Annotated in this window: 21 protein-coding genes; 20 read left to right on the top strand and 1 reads right to left on the bottom strand. The window is 38.1% G+C overall.

The window, feature by feature from the left end; translation table 11 throughout:
• The first annotated feature begins 284 nt into the window (after window positions 1–284).
• The 7 genes from MHH64_RS12155 to MHH64_RS12185 all read left to right on the top strand — a co-directional run bounded on the left by MHH64_RS12155 (window position 285) and on the right by MHH64_RS12185 (window position 8,033).
• Window positions 285–1,520, top strand: a complete 1,236-nt coding sequence (locus MHH64_RS12155) for a malic enzyme-like NAD(P)-binding protein (protein WP_095307324.1) — start codon at window positions 285–287, stop codon at window positions 1,518–1,520.
• 28 nt (window positions 1,521–1,548) lie between these two features.
• Entirely contained in the window at window positions 1,549–2,202 is a 654-nt protein-coding gene (locus MHH64_RS12160; RefSeq protein WP_095307323.1) for a GntR family transcriptional regulator, read from the top strand.
• Between the two features lie 428 nt (window positions 2,203–2,630).
• The gene (gene accD / locus MHH64_RS12165; RefSeq protein ID WP_095307322.1) at window positions 2,631–3,485 is read left to right on the top strand and encodes an acetyl-CoA carboxylase, carboxyltransferase subunit beta; all 855 of its coding nucleotides are present in this window, start codon (window positions 2,631–2,633) and stop codon (window positions 3,483–3,485) included.
• A gap of 2 nt (window positions 3,486–3,487) precedes the next feature.
• A complete protein-coding gene (accA, locus tag MHH64_RS12170) occupies window positions 3,488–4,444 on the top strand; it encodes an acetyl-CoA carboxylase carboxyl transferase subunit alpha (protein ID WP_095307321.1) in 957 nt (318 codons plus the stop codon).
• 253 nt (window positions 4,445–4,697) lie between these two features.
• Entirely contained in the window at window positions 4,698–5,657 is a 960-nt protein-coding gene (pfkA, locus tag MHH64_RS12175; RefSeq protein ID WP_095307319.1) for a 6-phosphofructokinase, read from the top strand.
• 73 nt (window positions 5,658–5,730) lie between these two features.
• Entirely contained in the window at window positions 5,731–7,491 is a 1,761-nt protein-coding gene (pyk, locus tag MHH64_RS12180; RefSeq protein ID WP_095307318.1) for a pyruvate kinase, read from the top strand.
• A 152-nt stretch (window positions 7,492–7,643) separates the two neighbouring features.
• Entirely contained in the window at window positions 7,644–8,033 is a 390-nt protein-coding gene (locus tag MHH64_RS12185) for an FxsA family protein (protein ID WP_303447414.1), read from the top strand.
• Window positions 8,034–8,038: 5 nt separating this feature from the next.
• Here the strand turns inward: MHH64_RS12185 and ytvI are convergent, their stop codons facing one another.
• Window positions 8,039–9,145, bottom strand: coding sequence for a sporulation integral membrane protein YtvI (gene ytvI, locus MHH64_RS12190; protein ID WP_095307316.1), 1,107 nt, complete (start codon window positions 9,143–9,145; stop codon window positions 8,039–8,041).
• Window positions 9,146–9,552: 407 nt separating this feature from the next.
• On the opposite strand from ytvI, the gene citZ reads away from it, so the two are divergent.
• The 13 genes from citZ to dnaI all read left to right on the top strand — a co-directional run bounded on the left by citZ (window position 9,553) and on the right by dnaI (window position 24,971).
• Window positions 9,553–10,674, top strand: a complete 1,122-nt coding sequence (gene citZ, locus MHH64_RS12195) for a citrate synthase (protein ID WP_095307314.1) — start codon at window positions 9,553–9,555, stop codon at window positions 10,672–10,674.
• Window positions 10,675–10,741: 67 nt separating this feature from the next.
• A complete protein-coding gene (gene icd / locus MHH64_RS12200; RefSeq protein ID WP_095307313.1) occupies window positions 10,742–12,016 on the top strand; it encodes an NADP-dependent isocitrate dehydrogenase in 1,275 nt (424 codons plus the stop codon).
• 317 nt (window positions 12,017–12,333) lie between these two features.
• Window positions 12,334–13,272, top strand: a complete 939-nt coding sequence (gene mdh / locus MHH64_RS12205; RefSeq protein ID WP_095307312.1) for a malate dehydrogenase — start codon at window positions 12,334–12,336, stop codon at window positions 13,270–13,272.
• 361 nt (window positions 13,273–13,633) lie between these two features.
• On the top strand, window positions 13,634–14,326 hold the full coding sequence (locus MHH64_RS12210; protein WP_095307311.1) for a response regulator transcription factor: 693 nt from the start codon (window positions 13,634–13,636) through the stop codon (window positions 14,324–14,326).
• Entirely contained in the window at window positions 14,326–15,690 is a 1,365-nt protein-coding gene (locus MHH64_RS12215) for an ATP-binding protein (protein ID WP_340003277.1), read from the top strand. Before MHH64_RS12210 ends, MHH64_RS12215 begins: the two co-directional genes overlap by 1 nt.
• A 263-nt stretch (window positions 15,691–15,953) precedes the next feature.
• Window positions 15,954–18,596 carry a DNA polymerase I gene (polA, locus tag MHH64_RS12220; protein ID WP_303447410.1) on the top strand — a complete coding sequence of 881 codons (2,643 nt, stop codon included), beginning with the start codon at window positions 15,954–15,956 and terminating at the stop codon, window positions 18,594–18,596.
• Window positions 18,597–18,610: 14 nt separating this feature from the next.
• Window positions 18,611–19,438 (top strand): DNA-formamidopyrimidine glycosylase, encoded by an 828-nt coding sequence (gene mutM, locus MHH64_RS12225; RefSeq protein ID WP_095307307.1) that lies wholly within the window; start codon window positions 18,611–18,613, stop codon window positions 19,436–19,438.
• Window positions 19,439–19,451: 13 nt separating this feature from the next.
• Window positions 19,452–20,051, top strand: a complete 600-nt coding sequence (coaE, locus tag MHH64_RS12230; RefSeq protein WP_095307306.1) for a dephospho-CoA kinase — start codon at window positions 19,452–19,454, stop codon at window positions 20,049–20,051.
• 181 nt (window positions 20,052–20,232) lie between these two features.
• Window positions 20,233–21,264, top strand: coding sequence for a glyceraldehyde-3-phosphate dehydrogenase (locus MHH64_RS12235; RefSeq protein ID WP_340001841.1), 1,032 nt, complete (start codon window positions 20,233–20,235; stop codon window positions 21,262–21,264).
• A 291-nt stretch (window positions 21,265–21,555) separates the two neighbouring features.
• Window positions 21,556–21,954 (top strand): cytosolic protein, encoded by a 399-nt coding sequence (locus MHH64_RS12240; RefSeq protein WP_251661414.1) that lies wholly within the window; start codon window positions 21,556–21,558, stop codon window positions 21,952–21,954.
• 28 nt (window positions 21,955–21,982) lie between these two features.
• Window positions 21,983–22,447 (top strand): transcriptional regulator NrdR, encoded by a 465-nt coding sequence (gene nrdR, locus MHH64_RS12245; RefSeq protein ID WP_303447406.1) that lies wholly within the window; start codon window positions 21,983–21,985, stop codon window positions 22,445–22,447.
• Window positions 22,448–22,677: 230 nt separating this feature from the next.
• Entirely contained in the window at window positions 22,678–24,018 is a 1,341-nt protein-coding gene (locus tag MHH64_RS12250; protein ID WP_340001842.1) for a DnaD domain protein, read from the top strand.
• Between the two features lie 26 nt (window positions 24,019–24,044).
• Window positions 24,045–24,971: a primosomal protein DnaI gene (gene dnaI / locus MHH64_RS12255; RefSeq protein ID WP_340001843.1), complete on the top strand. Its 927-nt coding sequence runs from the start codon at window positions 24,045–24,047 to the stop codon at window positions 24,969–24,971.
• Window positions 24,972–25,089: the final 118 nt, after the last annotated feature.

Here is a 25,089-nt window from a genome sequence, read left to right on the forward strand (position 1 = left end):
TGGATGCTAATTATAGGAAGCACTTAAAGCATCGTTTCAGTGCTTAGCTTGTTTAGGGTCTCACCGTAACGCATGATTATCACTTTACAGGTGAGATGCATCTGTTATAATAGAGGAGTTATTGGTGGTCTGACCACTATTGAATCAAACAAAAGCCAGCAAGCTTATTAAAGGCAATTATTCTACTTTATTTTAGCTGGTTATGTTTGTTTGGGATATTATACAACAAGACATACTGAGGATATAATACAATTTCTACATCAAAAAGGAGAGAGTAATCTAAAATGGCAAGCTTGAGAGATGAAGCGTTACATATGCATAGGGTAAAGCAAGGGAAATTGGAGATCCAATCAAAGGTTCCTGTTAATAATGCGGCAGATTTGAGTCTAGCGTATTCCCCTGGTGTAGCAGAGCCTTGTAAAGAAATTTATGAAAGTAACGATCGAGTCTACGATTACACAATGAAAGGGAATATGGTCGCCGTAGTAAGTGATGGCTCAGCCGTGTTAGGCCTTGGTAATATTGGACCTGAAGCTGCAATGCCAGTAATGGAAGGGAAAGCTGTGTTATTTAAAGGATTTGCAGGTGTAGATGCATTTCCGATTTGTCTCGCAACACATGATGTAGATCAAATTGTCCAAACTGTTAAATTGTTAGAACCAACATTTGGTGGAGTAAACTTAGAAGATATTGCAGCACCAAATTGCTTTATTATTGAAGAACGCTTAAAAGACGAAACAAATATCCCGATTTTCCATGATGACCAGCATGGAACAGCTATTGTTACAGTTGCAGGTTTAATCAATGCATTGAAGCTTGTTGAAAAGGATTTCTCTGAAATTAAAGTAGTAGCAAATGGTGCAGGTGCAGCTGGCATTGCAATAATTCGCTTATTAGAGAGCTTCGGTGTAAGGGATATGATTATGTGTGACTCAAAAGGAGCTATTTTTGAAGGTAGAACCTATGGTATGAATAGTGTGAAAGATAGAGTTGCTAAATTTACGAATATCAATAAAGTAGAGGGATCATTGGAGGAAGTTCTAGTGGGTGCTGATGTCTTTATTGGTGTATCTGTTGGCGGTGCGCTTACAAAGGAAATGGTTTCTACAATGAATAGAGATGCCATTATTTTTGCGATGGCTAATCCCGATCCAGAGATTCTGCCCGAGGATGCAAAAGCGGCCGGTGCACGCGTGGTTGGTACAGGAAGATCGGATTTTCCAAACCAGGTGAATAATGTGCTTGCGTTTCCTGGTATTTTCCGAGGTGCATTAGATGTGCGAGCAACAAGAATAAATGAACGAATGAAGGTTGCTGCTGCAAATGCAATAGCATCCCTAATTGAAGAAAATGAAATCACAGAGGATTACGTGATTCCGTCACCATTTGATGCGCGTGTTGCCCCATTAGTGGCAGCAGATGTTGCAAAGGCTGCAATGGACTCAGGTGTAGCTCGAATCAAGATAGATCCGAATGAAGTAGCTGAAAAAACGCGAAGTTTAACCGGAGTTAAGAAATAGACGGTTTTCTAGGAGTGGAGTGTTATTTTTGTCCTTTTCAATTAAACAAAAGGTATATCAGGAAGTAATCAAGGAATTACAACGATATATTGAGAGAAATAATCTAAATCCGGGGGACAAGCTTCCATCTGAACGAGAGCTTTCTGAAAGACTTAATGCTGGCAGGTCATCTGTTAGGGAGGCATTACGGGCGTTAGAGCTTATTGGTCTTGTAGAAACGAGACATGGCGAAGGCACCTACTTAAGGGAATATCGCTCCTTTCAAACTGTAGAGTTATTATCATCCTTTATTTTAAGGCAAGATAATATGAAAGATGATTTAACTTTTACGAAGAAAATTTTGGAAAAGGAAGCAGCAAAGTTAGCTTTTGCCCGAATCAGTGTATCTGATATACAGGAATTAAAAGCAATACTTGATGTAAATAGTAGTAATCCACTTACAAAACATCGTGCCTTTTTTAAATATTTATTTGAGAAAACGGAAAATCTATTGTTAATGAAAATATGGTCGCTAATGGATGAGTTTTCACATGCTGTTTGTGTATACCATTTTGAGGAATCTTTCTATAATACTTTACTTAAACACTACAGTGAAAGAGATTATGAATCCATTGATCCATTATTTTCGGGGCCAAGTGAAGGTGAACAGTTGAGAGGAATTTTTTCCCTCGACTGTTTTTGACACTCTTTTTAACTACTAGCCGTTATGATGAATAAAATGATTTAAATAGGTATGTATATGCGTGTTCAAAAAAATGATGAAATGGATCGAGGTCAGCTAAATTCGCAACGTCCAGTGGCTGCGATTGCTCTTCCCATCAAAGTGCTTTATTGCAACGCCGACACTAGCACGTCCTGTACGTCGAAGTTCAAGGCGGCGAAGCTCCCCGTACCTGGCTTGCACAGGATGTGCTGACTTCTGCGTTGTCCACAGGACTTGTACGTTCTTAGTAGAGGTGGCTCTATCGTCAACGAGCTTCTACAGGATATGGTGATTATGTTAGCCGAAAGTAAGTCGAAGATCTGCTGTTCTCAGATGTGTCATTTTTACCAGACTTTTTGGACAAACTCTACTATTATGTTGATGTAAGTTGTGAAGGGGGAATAACCTTGCTTAAAGATTTTTTTGGCAAGAGAAGAAAATATGCAACCATTCCAAGTGAACAATCAAAAATCGATGTTCCAGAGGGACTTATGCAAAAATGCCATGGTTGTAATAAAATATATTATCGAAAAGAAATGAAGAAGTCTTTAAATGTTTGTCCAAATTGCGGCTATCATCACCCAATGACTGCTTGGGAGCGGATTGATAGTTTATTTGATGAAGGAACTTTCAGGGAATGGGACAAGGGTCTAACTTCAGGAAACCCACTCGATTTTCCGGGTTATAAAGAGAAGATTGCAAAGGACCGTGAGAAAACGACGTTAAATGAAGGAGTAGTCACTGGTAAAGGAATGATAGTAAATCATCCTGTTGCCTTTGCTGTGATGGATTCTAGCTTCCGCATGGGAAGTTTGGGATCTGCGATGGGTGAGAAAATCGCACGTGCTATTGAAAATGCGAAAGAAGAATCGATTCCCTTTATTATTTTCACAGCTTCTGGTGGTGCTCGGATGCAAGAAGGCATGCTTAGTTTAATGCAAATGGCGAAAACGTCGATTGCAATTAAACGATTCAGCGATGCTGGCGGATTAATGATTTCTGTTATGACCCATCCGACAACTGGTGGGGTTTCTGCTAGTTTTGCTTCCATTGGAGATTATAATTTTGCTGAGCCAGGTGCGTTAATTGGCTTTGCTGGAAGAAGAATCATTGAACAGACCATCCGCGAAAAGCTGCCGGATGATTTCCAAACTGCAGAATTCCAATTAAAGCATGGTCAATTGGATAAAGTGATCCACCGTCATGAGATGAAAGAATTGCTTTCCAAGCTGGTTGCAATGCACAGAAGGGAAGTGGAATAAAAGTGAATCAAATACTCGAGTTTGAAAAGCCAATCGTGAATTTAAGAGAAAAAATAAACGAATTGAAAAATTTCACAGCGAATAGTGAAATTGATTTAACAGCGGAAATTGAAACGCTGGAAAAGCGGCTGGCTATTTTAGAGAATGATATTTATGGCAACCTGAAGCCATGGGATCGTGTGCAGATGGCTCGTCATCCGATGCGTCCCACAACAATGGACTACATTGATAAGTTGTTCACCGACTTTATAGAATTTCATGGCGATCGATTTTTTGGAGATGACGAGGCGATTGTAGCTGGTATTGCATATTATAATGAAATCCCAGTAACCGTAATTGGTCATCAGCGCGGAAAAGATACAAAAGAAAATATTCGCAGAAACTTTGGAATGCCACACCCAGAAGGGTATCGAAAAGCATTACGCCATATGAAGCAAGCAGAAAAGTTTAATCGTCCAATCGTTTGCTTTATTGATACGAAAGGTGCTTATCCAGGTAAAGCTGCTGAGGAACGTGGACAAAGTGAAGCAATTGCAAAAAACTTAATGGAAATGGCTGGTTTAACGGTACCAATCGTTTGTATCGTTATCGGTGAAGGTGGAAGTGGTGGTGCGCTGGGACTTGGTGTTGGTGATCGTATACTGATGCTTGAGAACTCAACATATTCCGTTATTTCACCTGAGGGGGCTGCTGCGCTTTTATGGAAGGATGCAGGCCTTGCTCAGCGTGCTGCGGAAACAATGAAAATAACATCTTATGACTTGAAAAAATTAGGTATTGTTGACCATGTTATTCCAGAGCCAAAAGGTGGCGCACATCGAAACCTAGAACAGCAGGCAGCGTATATCGATGAGGTATTAAAGCAATCCCTTACAAATCTCCAGACATTGACAGATGATGAATTAATCGAGAATAGATGGGAAAAATATAAACAAATGGGTGAATTTGAAGTGCTTTAACTTTTGCTCAAACGGAAGCTGAAAAGGAGCAAGTAATTCGATACATCCTTTTTGCGGACTTTTGAACATCCATTTCTTAACTGTATTAGTTGAGACTGATATTTTATAGTATCAGTCTCTTATTGTGGTTGTAAAAATATAAAATATCTTTAATAAACAAGATATTAATTGCTATTTGCGCTGTTTTTATTTATCTTTAAAGGGTATAGTACAGTTATAGAGCAAATTTCGTTTGACATGAGGTGAACTAAACATGAAGAAAATAGGTGTGTTGACAAGTGGCGGAGATGCCCCTGGGATGAACGCTGCAATCCGTGCGGTTGTCAGAAAAGCGATTTATCATAATTTAGAGGTGTATGGGATTAAAAATGGTTTTCAAGGTCTCATGGAAGGTAATATAGAACAGATGGATCTTGGTTCAGTGGGAGATATTATTCAACGCGGCGGTACGATTTTATTCTCGGCTCGAAGTGAAGAATTTAAAACAGAAGAAGGTCAAATGCGAGGAATTGAGCAATTAAAAAAGTTTGGAATTGAAGGTTTGATTGTTATCGGTGGCGATGGAAGCTTCCGCGGTGCCCAAAAGTTAACGGAAAAAGGGTTTCCATGTATTGGTGTGCCTGGAACGATTGATAACGATATTTCCGGTACAGACTTTACAATTGGATTTGATACATCACTAAATACGATAATTGAAGCAGTTGATAAAGTGCGTGATACCGCAACATCACATGAGCGTACGTATATCATTGAAGTAATGGGTAGAGATGCTGGTGACCTAGCACTTTGGGCCGGTCTTGCTGGAGGAGCAGAAAGCATTCTGATTCCAGAGAAGAAAGAAGACTTTGAAGAAATTGTCGACCGACTTAAACGCGGTCATGACCGTGGTAAGAAGCACAGTATTATTCTTCTGGCAGAAGGCGTTGGAAGCGGGTTTGATTTTGGAGAGCGAATTCAAGAAACAACACAGCTTGAAACCCGTGTTACCGTATTAGGTTATATTCAGCGCGGTGGGTCCCCAACGGCTACAGACCGTGTTCTAGCAAGTAGATTAGGTGCTAAAGCAGTTGAATTGCTAATGGACAACGAGGGTGGCAAGATGGTAGGAATTCAAAATAACAATTTGGTAAGTTACCCGTTTGATGAAATCTTTGCACAATCCCATACAATTAATGAAGAAATGTACAACCTTTCGAAAGAGTTATCGATCTAATTAGGAAGGCTAAAGTTAATCGCATTGTTTGGTTATTTAAACTATGTAAAACGTTCAGGGAGGAAGAAAATTAATGAGAAATACGAAAATCGTTTGTACGATTGGACCTGCTTCTGAGTCAATAGAAACTTTAGAAAGGTTAATCGATGCAGGAATGAATGTAGCTAGACTTAATTTTTCTCATGGTGATTTCCAAGAGCATGGCGCTCGAATTAAAAACATAAGAGAAGCTGCCGAAAATAAAAATAAAACTGTCGCAATTTTATTGGATACAAAAGGGCCAGAGATAAGAACAGGGAATTTTAAAGATGGCTTTGCTGATCTTGTACAAGGAAATACGGTCGTTATTTCAATGCTCGAAGTAGAAGGGACTGCTGAGAGGTTTTCCGTTACTTACGACGGTTTAGTGCATGATGTACATCCGGGTTCGAAAATTTTACTTGATGACGGACTAATTGAATTAGAAGTTATCGAAGTAAATGCGAGTGCGGGTGAAATTGTAACGAAAGCATTGAACTCTGGTGTCATCAAAAATAAAAAAGGTGTAAACGTACCAAATGTTTCGGTGAACCTACCTGGGATTACGGACAAGGATACGGCTGATATTCTGTTTGGAATTGAGCAAGACGTTGACTTTATCGCTGCTTCATTTGTACGTCGTGCATCTGATGTCCTTGAAATAAAAGAAGTTTTAGAAAAAAACAATGGGTCACACATTCAAATCATACCTAAAATTGAGAATCAAGAAGGTGTCGACAATATCGACAGTATTCTAGAGGTCAGTGAAGGGCTAATGGTTGCACGTGGAGACCTTGGTGTAGAAATCCCAGCAGAAGACGTTCCACTTGTACAAAAAGAGCTTATTAAAAAATGCAACAATGCAGGTAAGCCAGTTATTACTGCTACACAAATGCTTGATTCGATGCAACGTAATCCTCGTCCAACAAGGGCAGAAGCATCTGACGTTGCGAATGCGATTTTTGACGGCACAGATGCAATCATGCTTTCTGGAGAAACGGCTGCTGGAGCATATCCGGTTGAATCCGTACAGACGATGAGTAATATTGCATTGAAGGCAGAGTCAGCATTGGAACATAAATCTATTTTAAATGAACGCTCGAAAAATGTAGATATGACCATCACAGAAGCAATTAGTCAATCGGTGACACATACAGCGATGAATTTGGACGTTGATACGATCATTACACCAACTGAAAGTGGACATACAGCAAGAATGATTTCCAAATATCGTCCAAAGGCTTCTATTCTAGCTGTGACATTTGCTGCACACGTTACGCGTCAGCTTTCTCTAGTTTGGGGTGTACACCCGGTGATTGGTAAACAAACAAACACAACAGATGAAATGCTAGATGTTGCAATTGATAAAGCGTTAAGCACGAACATGTGTAAACGTGGTGGAAGAGTGATTATAACGGCTGGCGTTCCGGTAGGTGAGAGTGGTACAACGAACTTGTTAAAAGTTCATGTTATTGGCGATGTAATTGCCAGAGGACAAGGTATCGGGAAACGTACAGCGTATGGTAGAGTTGTATTTGCTAAGTCAAATGAAGAAGCTCTAACAAAAGTAGAAGAAGGAGATATTCTAGTTACGTATGGCACAGAACGTGAAATGATGCCGGCAATTGAAAAAGCTGCTGCAATTATTACGGAAGAAGGCGGCTTAACGTCACACGCTGCAGTTGTTGGCTTGAGCTTAGGCATTCCAGTAATCGTTGGCGTAAAAGACGTCTTTACAGCACTTGAAGAAGGTTCTGACATTACAGTAGATGGTGCAAAGGGCGATATTTATAAAGGACATGCATCCGTACTGTAAACAGTTAGATGTTTTCGGATAACTCCATTCTTGAAATAGAAGCTGGCATAATGCCGGCTTCTATTTTTCTAAAGGCTGTTCATCTGCAAATCGTTTAGAAAAGAAGATTTTATAAATTCATGATAAAATAAGCTTAGAAGGGAGTGTTCTTTATGCGTTGGCTATTCCTATTACTTCTATTCATTCCAGCGATGGAAATCGGTGTTTTTATCTGGGTAGGTGGCATGGTCGGTCCATGGTGGGTTATAAGTATCATTATTCTGACTGGAGCTTTAGGAATCCTACTTGCTAAACACCATGGAATGGAGACGTGGAAGCGAGCCCAAGTAAGAATGAGCAAGGGCCAGGCACCAACTGAAGAACTAATGGATGGCATTTGTATATTGATTGGGTCGGTATTTTTATTTGCCCCAGGATTCATTACGGACACAGTCGGACTCATTTTAGTGCTTCCCTTCTCAAGAAAGCTATTTAAAGACTCGATTCGTGCATTATTGTTAAAATTGGCAAAAGGTGGAACAATCATCTACCGAAAATGGTAGATGAATTATCCTCTAATAAAATTCCACAGAGCTTGAAAAATCCCAGCTTGGTAGATCGCATTTCCTAAAACCGTCACTATTGGTGCCACAAAGAGTCCTGCAATCCCCCAAAGCTGCATTCCAAAAAACATCGTTGTCAGTACAATAAGTGGGTGAACACCAATACTCGATGAAAGAATTTTAGGTTCAAGAATTTGCCTTGAAATAATAACGACCATATAGAGTACGGTTATCCCAATTGTGAGGGAATAGTCAGATACAGCATATAAATAGATGATCCAAGGAATGAAGATGATGCCTGTCCCAAGATAAGGAATTAAGTCAACAGCGGCAGCTATAAGCGCAATCGTTAATGCATGTTCTACACGTAAAATCATGAGCCCAGTAAGGATAATACAAGCTGAAATAAAGATAAGCAATAGCTGTGCACGTAAATAGCCGGTAATGGCAAGTTTAACATGATGAAAAAAATCGTAAGTAGACCGTCTGACTGTACCAGGAAGTATACGCGAAGCAATCCGTTTAATGTTTTCTAAGTCATTGGTCATCATAAAAGTTGCTAATAGAATAAATGTCAGTGTTGTTAATGAACCAGGAACAACCGCAAGAATTTCAGGAATTTTAGCTAAACTATTTTGGAGCATGTCTGAACCGGTTGATGTTATAAAGCCTGTGATGGAGCTTATATAGTCTTGTATTGTCGTTTGCTGTTCATTATCAAGGGAATGAAAGAAAGAAATTATTTTTTCATAGAGTGGAAGAATGTTGGTATTGAAAAAGGCTTCAAAAAATGAAACGAATGTCTGTATATAGCTCGGAATCTTTACGGCTAAATAGGCAGTACCTTGATATACCTCTGTTATAACTAATAACACGATCCCAACAAAAAACAATAATAAACCGAGCATAACGACGGTTATAGCGAGTGGCCTTGGAAACTTTAGCTTAGTTTCAATAAAAACGACTAATGGGTATATTAACAAGGACAGGATACATGTAATAAGTATTGGATAGATAAATTTGAAAGTATGCATGAAAATAAGGTAGACTGTAAATAGAGCGCCAAGTACAATCAAAAATCGGATTAGTTGCAGTAGAATAAATTTTTGCATTGGAAAGCTCCCCCAATTTAACGACTAGAAATTGCAAATAGTTGAAAGCCTGTACTATAGTTACATATGATAAATGCTGTTGAAATAGACATGCATTTTCGAAATTCAAGTAAAATATTTAATTACCGACTAAATCCCGATAAATATCGGATGATTGAAGTCAAAAAATTTAAATGTTAAACGGTTTCAATTCACTTTCTAGTCATAATACTTTATAATAGATTTTGGGCTGGACAATAATAGAATTACTTTATTCAAATAGTAGATATATGTACTGGGGTGAATATAATCTGCTATTACCATTTAGTATCACAATAACTAGATTATAAGGATGGTTATTATTGTCGTTAACATTGTACATTTCAACCAAATGCTACAATTACTTTAAAAAAAGGAGAGGGTTTACTATGACAACATCTACAAAGGGGTTAGAAGGTATTGTCGCAACTCAATCGTCCATTAGTTCCATTATAGATGATCAGCTATCTTATGTAGGCTATCGTATTGATGATTTAGCTGAGCATGCAAGTTTTGAAGAGGTCATTTATTTACTATGGAATCTGAAGCTGCCGACAAAAGCAGAGTTGGAAAACGTAAAACAGGAACTAGCTAAAAACATGGAGATTCCAGAAGAGGTTATTGATCATTTACGCTCCTATGATTTATCAACTGTTCATCCGATGGCAGCATTGCGTACTGCTGTTTCTCTACTTGGATTGTATGATGATGAATCAGATATTATGGAACCAGAAGCCAATAAACGTAAAGCTATTCGCATTCAAGCCAAAATTGCTACAATTGTAGCTGCGTTTTCGAGAATCCGTAATGGTCAAGAGCCGGTAAAGCCGAAAGCTGACCTTGGCTATGCAGAGAATTTCCTGTATATGCTTAATGGAAAAGAAGCAGATGCGATTGAAATAGAAGCTATTAACAAGGCACTCGTCCTGCATGCAGATCATGAGCTGAATGCTTCTACTTTTACAGCGAGAGTATGTGTAGCAACTTTATCCGATATCTATTCAGGTATTACTGCTGCAATTGGCGCTTTAAAAGGTCCATTGCACGGCGGAGCAAATGAAAATGTAATGAAAATGCTGAGTGAAATTGGCGAAGAAGAAAATGCCATTCCATATGTTGAGAAAAAATTAGCAAACAAAGAAAAAATTATGGGTATGGGGCATCGTGTATATCGTAACGGTGATCCGCGTGCAAAACATTTAAAAGAAATGTCTAAGCAATTAACGACATTGACCAAGCAAGAGAAATGGTACAATATGTCTGTTAAAATTGAAGATTATATAAAAGAAAATAAAGGTCTCCCAGCGAACGTAGATTTCTATAGTGCATCAGTTTATCATAGCTTAGGAATTGACCATGACTTATTCACGCCGATTTTTGCTGTAAGCCGTACATCAGGCTGGTTGGCACACATTTTAGAACAGTACGATAATAATCGTCTGATTCGCCCACGCGCGGAATATATTGGTCCTGACTTACAGGATTATGTCGAATTAAACAAGCGTGGCTAATAATTAGATTAAGAATATAGCTGGGTAATCCGGCTATTCTTATTGAATATATTTAGGAGGTTTTTTTATGGCACAAGGAGAAAAAATTATCGTAGAAAATGGGAAAATGAATGTACCAAACACTCCAATCATTCCTTTCATCGAAGGAGATGGAACTGGTCCAGATATCTGGGCAGCAGCAAGCGAAGTTATTGAAGCTGCAGTTGAAAAAGCATATGATGGTGAGAAAACAATTGAATGGCTAGAAGTGTACGCTGGCCAGAAAGCCTTCGATAAAACTGGCGAATGGCTGCCGCAGGATACACTAGATAAAATTAATGAATATAAAATTGCGATTAAAGGGCCATTAACAACTCCAATTGGTGGAGGAATTCGTTCATTGAATGTTGCACTTCGTCAAGAGCTGGATTTATTTACTTGTCTTCGTCCGGTCCGTTACTTTGAAGGTGTTCCATCACCAGTTAAACGTCCAGAAGATGTAGATATGGTTATTTTCCGTGAGAATACGGAAGACATTTATGCTGGAATCGAGTGGCAAAAAGGAACTGACGAAGTTAAAAAAGTAATTGAATTTTTAAAGTCCGAAATGGGCGTCAATAAAGTTCGTTTTCCTGAAACATCTGGAATTGGTATTAAGCCAGTTTCTGAAGAAGGCACGAAGCGTCTTGTTCGTTCAGCAATTGAATATGCGTTAACAGAAGGACGTAAAAGTGTTACTTTAGTACATAAAGGTAACATCATGAAATTTACAGAAGGTGCATTTAAAAACTGGGGCTATGAAGTAGCTGAAGAAGAGTTCGGTGATAAAGTATTTACGTGGGCTGAATACGATCGCTTAGTTGAAGCAGAAGGCAAAGATGCTGCAAATAAAGCACAAGATGATGCAATCGCTGAAGGCAAGATCCTTGTTAAAGATGCAATTGCAGATATTTTCCTTCAACAGATTCTAACTCGTCCGAAAGAGTTTGATGTTGTTGCAACAATGAACTTAAATGGCGATTACATTTCTGATGCACTTGCAGCACAGGTTGGCGGAATCGGTATTGCGCCAGGAGCGAACATTAACTATGATACGGGACATGCGATTTTCGAAGCTACACACGGTACTGCTCCGAAATATGCAGGACTAGATAAAGTGAATCCTTCATCTGTTATCCTTTCAGCAGTCTTGATGCTTGAACATCTTGGATGGAGAGAAGCAGCTGATTTAATTACAAATTCTATGGATAAAACAATTGCTTCTAAAGTAGTAACATATGACTTCGCGCGTCTGATGGATGGCGCAACAGAAGTTAAATGCTCCGAATTTGGTAAAGAATTAATCAAGAATATGGCTAAGTAATGCACAAAAGCGAAAGCGCCCGGTTAGCGACGTACGGACTGGACTTTGCCGGAGGAGATAAAGGAAACACGGCGACCGTAGGAAGCCGATGTTGACTTTCACCACAAGGGTATAAGTGCGACTAAGCCTCTGGCACAGCCAGTCGGCAAGTCTTCTTTATCGTACGGAGGTGAAGGAAGTCTCGCTAGTCGATGGGAGCTGGAGCTGAACGTGATTTTGGTGGCGAATAGGGAGATGAATTCCCTGTTCGCCAATCCGCTATGAACGGGTGAAAAGTGATTCTAATCTGTTAATCTACAATAAAGGGGATATGTACGATGGGGTTACAAAGAAAAAAGATTTCAGTTATTGGGTCTGGTTTTACAGGTGCAACAACAGCATTAATGATTGCACAAAAAGAGCTTGGTGATGTTGTCCTAGTAGACATCCCAAACATGGAAGATCCTACAAAAGGTAAAGCGCTTGATATGGCAGAGGCAGCGCCTGTTCAAGGTTTTGATGCAAAAATTATTGGTACTTCAAATTACGAGGATACAAAAGACTCGGATCTTGTTATTATTACTGCAGGTATTGCGCGTAAACCAGGGATGAGTCGTGATGATCTCGTGAATACAAATGCGAAAATCATGAAAGCCGTTGCAAAGGATATTGTGAAATATTCTCCAGATACGACCATTGTTGTATTAACAAATCCAGTTGATGCGATGACGTACACTGTATTTAAAGAGTCTGGTTTACCGAAAGAGCGTGTCATTGGGCAATCAGGTGTACTTGATACAGCACGTTTCCGTACATTTGTTGCAGAAGAATTAAATCTATCTGTTAAAGATGTAACTGGTTTTGTACTTGGTGGACATGGTGATGATATGGTTCCACTAATACGTTATTCCTATGCTGGTGGAATCCCATTAGAAAATTTAATTTCAAAGGAACGCTTGGATGAAATCGTGCAACGTACACGTACTGGCGGCGGTGAAATTGTTAACCTATTAGGAAATGGTAGTGCATACTACGCACCAGCTGCTTCTCTAACAGTTATGGCTGAAGCAATCTTAAAGGATCAACGTAGAGTTCTTCCGGCAATTGCTTATCTAGAAGGAGAATACGGCTATGACGATATTTACCTTGGCGTACCAACAATTCTAGGTGGGAAAGGTATTGAAGAAATTATCGAATTAGATCTGACTGCAGAAGAAAAAGCAGCACTAGATAAATCAGCAGATTCTGTTAAAAACGTACTAGGTGTACTAAATTAAAACGATACTTAGAAAAAAGCTTTGGTTACCATCAAGTAGCCAGAGCTTTTTTTGCGTTTGATCTGCGAACTAGTTACCGTGTTTATTGTCCAATACAACACGCAATATTCCGGCTAAATCCCCCTGCTAAAAATAAAACACATAAAATAAGCTAATTATACGGAAACTATTGTAAAATTTTGTTTACAAACCTTTATTCGTTATGTGTTTTCTATTAATAATGATAAGATAAATAAGAATGTAAATATTATGGTTGGCAGAAAAGAAAATATACAACTCTCTTTTCTCGCATAAATGCAACTAAGCTATCGTCCAAAAGTCAGGCGATACTAAGTTTACTAACAAAATGGGGGATGTTCAAATGAGTCAGAAGGTATTAATTGTAGATGACGAAAAACCAATAGTAACGCTACTGGATTATAATATAAAAAATGCTGGTTTTCAGACGGATGTTGCCTATGATGGAAAGGAAGCAGTTATTAAATGTGAAACAAATGAATACGACCTAATCGTATTGGATTTAATGCTTCCGGAAATGGATGGAATGGCAGTATGTAAGCATCTAAGAATGAATAAAATCGAAACACCAATTTTAATGCTAACAGCAAAGGATGAAGAATTTGATAAAGTTCTAGGCCTGGAATTAGGAGCCGACGATTACTTAACAAAGCCATTTAGCCCAAAAGAAGTTGTCGCACGAATTAAAGCTATTTTAAGAAGAAGTACGAGAAATGATAAACCAAATTTTAGTTCACTGAAAATTGGTGAGTTGACAATTTATCCGGAACGCTATGAAGCAGAAATGAACTCAAATGTTATTACCTTTACAAGAAAAGAGTTTGAGTTATTGTTCCATCTTGCTAAAAACAAAGGAAAAGTTATCTCCAGAGACCAGCTGTTAAGCAGTGTTTGGGATTATGACTTCGTTGGTGATACAAGGATAGTCGATGTACATATTAGCCACCTAAGGGATAAAATAGAACCTAATACAAAAAAACCTGTATATATAAAAACCGTAAGAGGGCTTGGATATAAATTGGAGGATCCTACTTGATGAAAGTATTATTTTCGGTACCTATCCGGCCTTATATGTTTGCAGTTCTGTTAACTTTTATTACGATGGGCGTTATCCTATTTCAAGCAGCAGATGAGCCGATTATAATAATCGCAGTTCTTTTCTTTGGATTTATCATCATACAGATTATTGTGTTCCTTTTATATACGAATTACGTCAAGCCAGTGCAAAAAGCCACATACACGATTGACGAATTTATTAAAGGCAATTTTAATGCTAGATTTCATAATTCATCCAATGAAGCGATAGAAGAACTGAGCTATAAGATCAATACTTTAGCAAGGAATATGAGCGCGATATCGATGCAAGAACAGATGCAGTCGGAACAATTATCGACTTTAATTGATAGTATACAAAGTGGGCTTGTACTGATTGATGAAAAAGGATTTATCCATGTGGTAAACCGAAAATTCATTACGATGTTTGGCAAAACTGAAAAGGAATATCGGGGACATCTTTATTATGAGGTACTTGAAAATGAAACGATTCATGAAACAGTTCAAAAAACGTTTTTATATGAACGAAATATCAAAGAAACTTTCACACAAACACATGGAGTAGATAAAAGCTATTTCGAAATTGTTGGAGCACCAATGTTTAATGAACGCAATCTATTAAAAGGTGCTGTTTTAGTACTGCACGATATTACGGAATTAAAGAAAATGGAGAAGACTAGAAAAGATTTCGTTGCGAATGTATCACATGAGCTGCGTACTCCAATTACCTCCATCAAAGGTTTTACCGAAACATTGTTGGATAGTGGTGAAAATAAGGATGAAACGACGAAAGAATTTCTTGGTATTATTTACCATGAAAGTCATCGTCTTCAGTTGTTAATTGAAGACTTATTATCCTTATCAAGGTTAGAGAAAGATGGATTTCGACTCGTTCTTCATACTTTTAAGGCAAAAGATCTAATTGAAGAAGTAATTCCAGCATTAAAGCATAAAGCCATGGAAAAAAAATTGCAGCTTTTGATAAATGTTGATGAAGAAACTGAAATGAAGGCTGATAAGGAACGAATTAAACAAGTTATTGTTAATTTATTAGATAATGCTATTCACTATACACCAGAAAATGGAAAGGTTGAGCTTAGTCTAGATTCAACAGCTGATTTTATTCATATTAAAATCGCTGATACTGGAATTGGTATTGACGAAAAATCAATCCCACGGATTTTTGAAAGGTTTTATCGTATTGATAAGGCACGTAGCAGAAATACAGGGGGAACTGGCTTAGGGTTAGCGATTGTAAAACATATTGTTGAAGTGCATGATGGTAAGATAGAAGTTGAAAGTGAAGTAAATCAAGGAACAATAATTCATGTGTATTTACCGAAATAAACATCCTCATGTCATTGAGGGTGTTTTTTCGTAGAGCAAGGAATCACAGTAATACAGATGATCAGTACTAACTTATTTATGACTAACGACTTAATTTTTTCCTTTCTTTATTTACAATGATAAAATGAAAACAGCGAGTTATATATCACACAATAACGCAATGTAAAATCCCATTTATAAGCGTGTGGAAATTAAAAAAAGTGAAGACGGGAGAGGAAGGAACCTCCCCACTAAATGAAGATTCACTTTATTTGGAGGTTATCATGACAAAAAAATTAGTATTAATTGATGGCAACAGTATTATTTATCGGGCATTTTTCGCATTGCCTCTTTTAAACAATGATAAGGGTGTTTATACGAATGCAGTTTATGGATTTACAACAATGCTGTTGCGCATTTTAGAAGAAGAAAAGCCGACACACTTACTTGTAGCCTTTGACGCAGGGAAAACGACATTCCGCCATACTACGTACAAAGAATATAAAGGCGGTCGTCAGAAAACGCCACCAGAGTTATCGGAGCAGTTTCCAGTCTTAAAGGAATTACTCGACGCATTTCAAATTAAGCATTATCAGCTCGAGCAATATGAAGCGGATGATATTATTGGTACGTTATCAAATCAAGGAAATGAGGAAGGGTTTGAAGTAACGGTTATTTCTGGGGATAAGGATATGCTGCAGCTTGTTTCGGATCATGTTTCCGTATATGTAACGAAAAAAGGGATTAGCGATATAGAGAAGTACACTCCAAGCTATATGCTAGAAAAAATGGAGGTTACGCCAGAGCAGATTATTGATCTGAAGTCGCTTATGGGTGACAGCTCTGACAATATTCCAGGAGTACCGGGCGTTGGGCAAAAGACCGCAACGAAGCTAATCAAGCAATACGGTACATTAGAAGCAGTTTATGAACATTTGAATGATGTAAGTGGTAAGAAATTAAAAGAAAACCTTACAAATCATCAAGAGGATGCATATATGAGTAAAGAGCTTGTCACAATTAATCGCAATTCGCCGATTGAAATAGGAGTTCATGATATTTCCTATGATGGCTTTGACCAGTCTGCTGTTCGTACTGTGTTTAAAGAGCTTGGATTTCAGTCATTGTTAAATCGGGTTTCTGATGATGAGGTAGAAGCTGGTGAGGAACTGCAATCAGAAATGAATGAGATTACGTATACTGTTGCCGATGAAATAACGGAGTCTATCTTAGCCAATGAAACGTCATTTGTAGTGGAAATGCTTCATGACAATTACCATCAGGCAGAAATTATTGGATTTGGAATGGTGAATGAACATGGCGCTTATTTTATTCGGACAGAGGTTGCATTGGCATCCGATTTGTTCAAGCAATGGGCAGAGGACAGTACTAAAAAGAAAATTGTTTTTGATGCAAAGAAAACAATGGTTGCTTTACTGAGAAATAATATTCATATTCAGGGAATAACATATGACATGCTGCTTGCCTCTTATTTGCTCAACCCAGCCGAAAATAATCATGATATTCCAGCAATCGGTAATCGAATGGGAAAAACAGATGTTTTATTTGATGAGGAAGTATACGGAAAAGGCGCGAAGCTAAAAGTACCTGAAGTGCCTGTACTTTCCGAACATGTTGTCAGAAAAACGATGACGATGCATGTGATAAAGGATGAAATGATTAAGGAATTGAAAGAAAACGAGCAATACGAGCTGTTAAAAGAATTGGAAATGCCGCTTGCCATTATTCTTGCAGAAATGGAACATGTTGGTGTCCAGGTGGATATTAGTCGCTTAGAGGAAATGGGCGTCGATTTAAAGGAAAGACTGCAAACATTAGAGAATGAAATACATGAGCTTGCTGGTGAGAATTTTAATTTGAACTCTCCAAAGCAGCTTGGACCTATTTTGTTTGAAAAATTACAGCTTCCAGTGATTAAGAAAACGAAAACTGGCTATTCTACTGCTGCCGATGTATTAGAACAGCTGCAAAACGAGCACGAAATTATTCCAAAACTGCTTCTATATCGCCAGCTCGGAAAGCTTCAATCAACCTACATTGAAGGACTATTAAAAGTAGTTAGAAAAGATACGAATAAAATTCATACACGATATAACCAAGCATTAACACAAACAGGAAGACTTAGCTCCGTTGATCCGAATTTACAAAATATCCCGATTCGACTAGAGGAAGGGCGGAAAATAAGACAGGCTTTTGTTCCTTCAAAGGGAGGCTGGATTATGTTTGCTGCTGATTATTCGCAAATAGAACTAAGAGTACTTGCACATATTGCAAATGATGAAAAGCTAGTGAAAGCTTTCCAAGAGGATGTCGATATTCATACACAGACAGCAATGGATGTGTTTCATGTAGAGATGGATGAAGTGACATCGAATATGCGAAGACAAGCAAAAGCAGTTAACTTCGGTATCGTATATGGAATTAGCGATTATGGACTATCGCAAAACCTTGGAATCTCGAGAAAGGAAGCGAAGCAGTTTATTGATCGTTATTTTGAAAGTTATCCGGGCGTGAAGCAATATATGGAAGAAATCGTCCAAGAAGCAAAGCATAAAGGCTATGTGACAACCTTAATGAAAAGAAGAAGATATCTGCCTGAAATTACGAGCCGCAACTTTAATCTAAGAAGTTTTGCAGAACGTACAGCTATGAATACACCGATTCAAGGAAGTGCAGCAGATATTATTAAAAAAGCAATGATCGATTTAGATGGTAAATTAAAGGAAGAAAAGCTGCAAGCAAAAATACTATTACAGGTGCATGATGAATTAATTTTAGAAGCACCGAAGGAAGAAATAGAAAAATTGAAAGAAATCGTACCAGAAATGATGGAACAGACTGTTTCATTAAATGTTCCATTAAAAGTGGACTATGAATATGGAGCAAACTGGTTCGATGCAAAATAAGGAGAAACAGCGAGATGCCAGAATTACCAGAAGTAGAAACAATTAAAAATACACTCAAACGATTTGTATTAGATAAAACGATTGACACGATAGATATACAATGGCCAAACATTATTAAAGAACCAAATGATACCGAGCATTTTAAAACCTTGCTGCAAGGACAAACGATTCGTGAGCTTTCAAGAAAAGGAAAGTTTTTAATGTTTTACTTTGATGATGTTGTACTTGTTTCCCATCTACGTATGGAAGGGAAATATAGTGTATACGATTCAAGTGAACCAATAAAAAAACATACCCATGTTACTTTCCGTTTTACGAATGGAGAAGAGCTCCGGTACAATGACGTACGGAAATTTGGTACGATGCATGTCTATCCTAGAGGAAAAGAGTTTTTGAATAAACCGTTGAATCAGCTCGGACCAGAACCGTTCGATGAAGCATTTTCATTGGATTATTTCTATCAAAAGTTAAAAAAAACAGATCGCTATATTAAATCAACATTATTAGATCAGACCATTGTCACCGGGCTTGGTAATATATATGTGGATGAAACCTTATTCAGAGCCGGTGTCCACCCATTAAAAAGGGCAAGCAAGCTATCGAAGAAAGAAGTAAAAGCAATTCGCGAGCAAGCAATCAATACACTTGAAGAAGCTGTTCGAGCAGGCGGCACAACTATACGTTCCTATGTAAATGGTCAGGGCGATATGGGAATGTTCCAGCAAGAATTATACGTCTATGGACAGGAAAATAAAGCTTGTAAAAATTGCAGTAACACGATTACGAAAATGAAAATTGGTGGGCGAGGAACCCATATATGTACGTCATGTCAGAAGCTGTAAGAGGTGAAAAAAAGTGGCAATGGTTATTGGTCTAACAGGAAGTATTGCAACAGGAAAGAGCACTGTCTCACAAATGTTTAAAGACTTCGAGATACCAGTAGTCGATGCGGATAAAATTGCAAGAGAGGTTGTAAATCCCGGTGAAGAAGCATATGAGCGGGTTGTAAAAGTCTTTGGAGAATCAATTTTGCTTCCCAATCAGACGCTCGACCGAAAAGCACTAGGCTCGCTTATTTTTAAAGATGAAGCAAAGCGTAAGCTCCTTAATAGCATTATTCATCCAGCAATCCGTGAAAGAATCTTCGAGCGGAAAGATGCTCATATTAAAGCGGGAGAACAATGTGTCGTGCTTGATGTACCTTTATTATTTGAAGGGGACTATTCGAAAGTTGTTGATCGTACGATTGTTGTAGCTGTGGATGAAGCTGTTCAATTGGAAAGATTAATGAAACGTAACGAGCTCACAGAGGAAGAGGCGAGAGAGCGAATTAATTCCCAGCTTTCAATAAAAGAGAAGGCTAAGTTAGCCGATGCTGTCATTGATAACAATGGAACGATAGCACAATCTCGTGAGCAGTTGAAAAACCTTTTAAGTTTGTGGAACATACGTTAACAGAGAAGCCCGGGAAATGGACAGCCATTTTCCGGGTTTTAGTGTTCAAGACAATAGCATAAATGCAGAAATATATTTAAAAAACAGGGAAATTGTGCGACACAATTGTGTTATAATGTGATATACTATTTAATATAAAATAGATTAAAAGTATAACATATATGGGAGGAATAAGTTTCTTATGAACAAAACTCGTGTGGCCATAACAGGATTTGGTAGAATCGGGCGTATGGTATTTCGTCAAGCAATTGCAGATAATCAATTGGATGTAGTCGCTATCAATGCAAGCTATCCTCCTGAGACACTCGCACATCTTATTAAGTATGACAGTATTCACGGAATTTTTGATGGGGAAGTCGAAGCGCTTCATGACGGGATTGAAGTAAACGGAAAAAAAGTAACGCTTGTAAATTCTCGAGAACCAGAAAAGCTTCCATGGAAAGCTTTGGATATTGACGTCGTCATTGAAGCAACAGGAAAGTTCAAAACAAAGGAAAGTGCTGGACTGCACTTGAAAGCAGGAGCAAGAAAGGTTGTCATAACAGCGCCAGGAAAACAGGTGGATAAAACGATTGTAATTGGTGTAAATGAGGCAGCATATATGCCTGACGAGGATGACATTATTTCCAATGCCTCTTGTACAACAAACTGTCTTGCACCAATTGTGAAAGTGTTAGACGACAAGTTTTCAATCGATAATGGATTAATGACGACTGTACATGCTTTTACAGGAGATCAGAACAACTTGGATAACCCACATAAGGATCTGCGCCGTGCACGTGCATGCACACAATCGATAATTCCAACAACTACAGGGGCAGCAAAGGCATTAAGCGAGGTGTTACCACATTTAAAGGGCAGATTACATGGTATGGCTTTACGTGTACCAACACCGAATGTATCACTTGTTGATTTGGTTGTCGATGTGCATACTGCTGTTACGGCAGAGGAAGTAAATCAAGCTTTTAAAGAAGCTGCAGAAAACGAATTAAAAGGGATTGTTCACTATTCTGAGGACCCGCTTGTATCGATAGACTATACAACTACCGATTACTCAGCAATTGTTGATGGATTATCAACAATTGTTATGGGTGAGAATAAAATAAAAATAATTGCTTGGTATGATAATGAGTGGGGATATTCGAAAAGGGTACTTGACTTAACAAAATATGTTGGAAGCTATTTATATCAACGAGAAGTTAAAATTTCATAAAAAATGTTAACACCCGCTTCTCAAGTTGAAGCGGGTTTTTTTAGGTTGAAATCATAAGCTAGGACTTGATTGTAAAGTTTCATCGTGTAAAATAAAATTTTACTAGATGTTATTTATGAGAAAATCGATTTATATACAATCTTTTATTTTCATAGCTTTAAAAAAATATCGTTAATGACTTTCTTTCCATACGCTTTTTGAGTTCAACTAGTGGAATTATATAAAACATGTTAAAATAGAATGTACTACAAACACGTTCAAATAGAAAACTTACAGGTTGGGGTGCGAAAAATGTCGATTGGCAATACGTTGAAAAAGTATTTTAGTAATCATGCGGAAACAGCTGAGGCTCATTTTGATCCAGCTTTACGAACGCATTATTATAAGACAACGAAGGAAAAAGCACTTGCGATATTAGAGAACTATTTCAGTAATCATGGAACATATGAAGTAAATGCAATTTCTCAGGAACACGGGGAAATAAGTGTAAACCGCACGAAGGGAAAAAAGGTATTTATTGTGGCAACTGTGATTATGGTAAGACCATTTCATACAGCAATTGATTTTTCAGTTACGACTGAATCGATTATGCCATTTGATTTAGGATATAGTACGAAAGTAATTGCACAGCTATATGAAAAGGTGAATACGGAATTGCCCTTAATCGACGATAAGTATCGAAGAGCGTGAATGAACGGACGAATGGGGTTGAACGAAAATGCGATGTTCGAATTGCCAAAATAAGAATACAAAGGTTTTAGATTCCCGACCAATCGAAGAGGGAAGATCCATTAGAAGACGCAGAGAATGTGAGAAATGTGGTTTTCGCTTTACTACATTTGAACGGGTCGAAGAACTTCCACTAATTGTCGTCAAAAAAGATGGAGCAAGACAGGAATTTTCCCGTGAAAAGCTAACACGAGGTCTTATTAGAGCATGTGAGAAACGACCAGTGCCATTAGAAACAATGGAGGCCTTGGCTTTAGATGTAGAAAGAGAGATGCGTAATTCAGGCATGTCCGAAGTATCCAGTCATGAAATTGGTGAACTAGTAATGGAGAGATTAGCTAAGGTTGATGAAGTTTCCTATGTTCGGTTTGCTTCGGTATATAGGCAATTTAAGGACATTACCGTCTTTTTAGATGAATTAAAGGATATTATTAATACGGATAAAAACAAATAGCCCTTGGAAGGTTGCTCAAAAAGTCCGGTGAAAATGACACATCGAGATCAGTAGACCTTCGACTAAGTACCGACACGTCCTGTGTCGAACGTCGAACGTCGAAGTCACGACATCTTGTGGAAGCCCGGTACTCAAAGCGTCGCCGCCTCGAACTTCTCGGTCCTTTTCATCCTCCTTTTTGAACAGTTATTTGTAAGTTACTTATTTGTAAGTATAGAGGTGTGTGAAACATGAATTTTATTGGACAAATCTTGCCGGTGGACGGCTATATCGTATCACAAAAAGAAACGTTGCCGGTAGACTATGCCAAATCATTGACCCATCTGTATCAGCCATTGCTTGGTATAAAGGCGATAGCACTGTACCAAACCCTTTTGCATGACATCGATTTAAATCAGGAACAAGCTCCACAGACACATCATACGTTAATGAATTACTTGGACCTTCCTTTAGATGAAATCTTTCAAGCTCGATTGAAGCTAGAGGGGATAGGTTTGCTGAAAACCTATAAGCAAAATTGGGAGTCAAGTGATTTATATACATATGAATTACAGAGCCCATTTGCGCCAAGTAATTTTTTTAAAGATGCGATGCTTTCTCAGCTATTGTATCATCATTTAGGTGATCAAAAATTCGAGCTGTTGAAAAACTATTATGGAAGGCAAACAACACCAGGATATGGTGTAAATATTACAGCTGCCTTTAGTGAAGTATTTCAAACCTTTACGCCATCTGCAGAAATATTAGAAGTGGATGATAATAGGGGAGCAGAACCTAAGGAAGATACGGAAACAACTGATTTTACTTGGATTGAACAAATGCTGAAACAACGAATGGTTCCTCATGCAAAAGTATTAACCACGGAAAATCGTCGTTTGATTTCGCAAATGATGGTTTTATACGAATTAGATACGCATGAAATCGACAAGTCTTTACTTTGGGCGCTAAACGATGAAAATCGATTGGATACAGAAGAATTTAAAACAGCTTGTCATGATTTGTTTAAGGCAAAAAATAACCAAAAACCAATCCGACTTGCCAAAAAAGTTGACGTCTCAGAAACAAAGCAGATTTCGGATAAACCGAAAACCAAAGAGGAAATCCTCGTCGAAAGATTAGAGACGATGTCACCAAAACAGCTTTTAGAAGATTTATCGAATGGAAATCATGCCTCTGAACAGGATATGAAAGCTATTCGTGATGTTATGACAACTCAGGGTCTGCCTGGTCCTGTAATGAATGTACTCATTCATTATGTACTGCTACAGACGAACATGAAATTATCAAAGGCATACCTTGAAAAGATTGCTAGCCACTGGTCGCGAGCGAATATTCAAACTGCTAAAGAGGCAATGGTTTTTGCGAAGAAGGAGCAAGCAAGCTTCCAAAATGCTGTAAAACGTAAAACTGCTTATAACAAAAAGCCGGTTTCGAAGGAAGTAATACCAGATTGGTTTAAAGATAGAAAGCATAAGCAAGAAACACAACCAGCAGCAAATCAAAACGTCGTGATGACAGAAGAACAGAAGCGAATTGCTGCCCGACTTAGACAATACTCCAATGGAAATTAAATTTATGTAGTGTTAGGATGATGGCATTGAAACCAATACAATCCACATTAAAGGCATGGATGCAAAAGAATGAAAGCTTTAAAGATAATTATGTCAAAATAAGAAATGAAGTACTGAATGACCCTGAAATCAAGGAGTTTCTCTCCCTTCATCCCAATCTGTCACAAGAAGAGATTAATAAAAGCCTTATTAAACTTTATGAATATACAACACAATCAAAACAGTGTGACCAATGTGCTTCATATGGATCATGTAAAAATATGGTTCCTGGCTATTCGCCAATTTTACATGTGGAAAAAGATGAAATTAGACTATCTTATGAAAAGTGTCATAGCAGGGTTATGTATGAGAAGGAACGGGAACAGCAAAAATTGATTCAAAGTTTGCATGTTCCTAAAGAAATACTTCAAGCTTCAATGATAGATATTATCAATGATGAGAGTAGAATTGAGGCTATTGCAGAGTTGCTTGACTTTCTAGATCAAGCAAAAACAAAGCTTCCAAGCAAAGGTCTATATTTTCACGGTCAGTTTGGTGTAGGAAAAACATATTTATTAGGTGCACTCGCCAATGAATTGAAAAAGCTTGGTTTATCGTCAACACTTATCTACATGCCAGAATTTGTTCGAGAAATAAAAGCTTCTTTTAAAGATGACTCGACAAACGAGAAAATTGATTATTTTAAGAAAGCAGATGTGCTGATGCTCGATGATATAGGTGCAGAGCTGCAATCGGCTTGGTTCCGTGATGAAATTCTCGGTTCGGTTCTTCAATACCGTATGATGGAGCGACTACCTGTATTCTTTACGTCGAATTATGACCTCGAACAATTGGAATTACAGTTAGCCACAACCAAAAGTGGAGTAGAATCGGTAAAAGCCGGCAGAATTATAGAACGTATTAGACAGGTGAGTAAACCTGTGAAAATGGATGGGCCAAATCGGCGCTTATAAAGTCTGAGGAAATAAACCCTCGGGCTTTTTGTTTTTCAAGAGAATATCTCTAGCAACTAACACTCCAAGTTAAAATAAGACCTGTTATCAAGCCAGTAAACTGTATGATTTTAAATAT

Origin of the sequence: Oceanobacillus sp. FSL K6-0127 (genome assembly GCF_037983385.1) — a bacterium.
In the GTDB taxonomy this organism is placed as follows: Bacteria; Bacillota; Bacilli; order Bacillales; family Amphibacillaceae; genus Oceanobacillus; species Oceanobacillus profundus.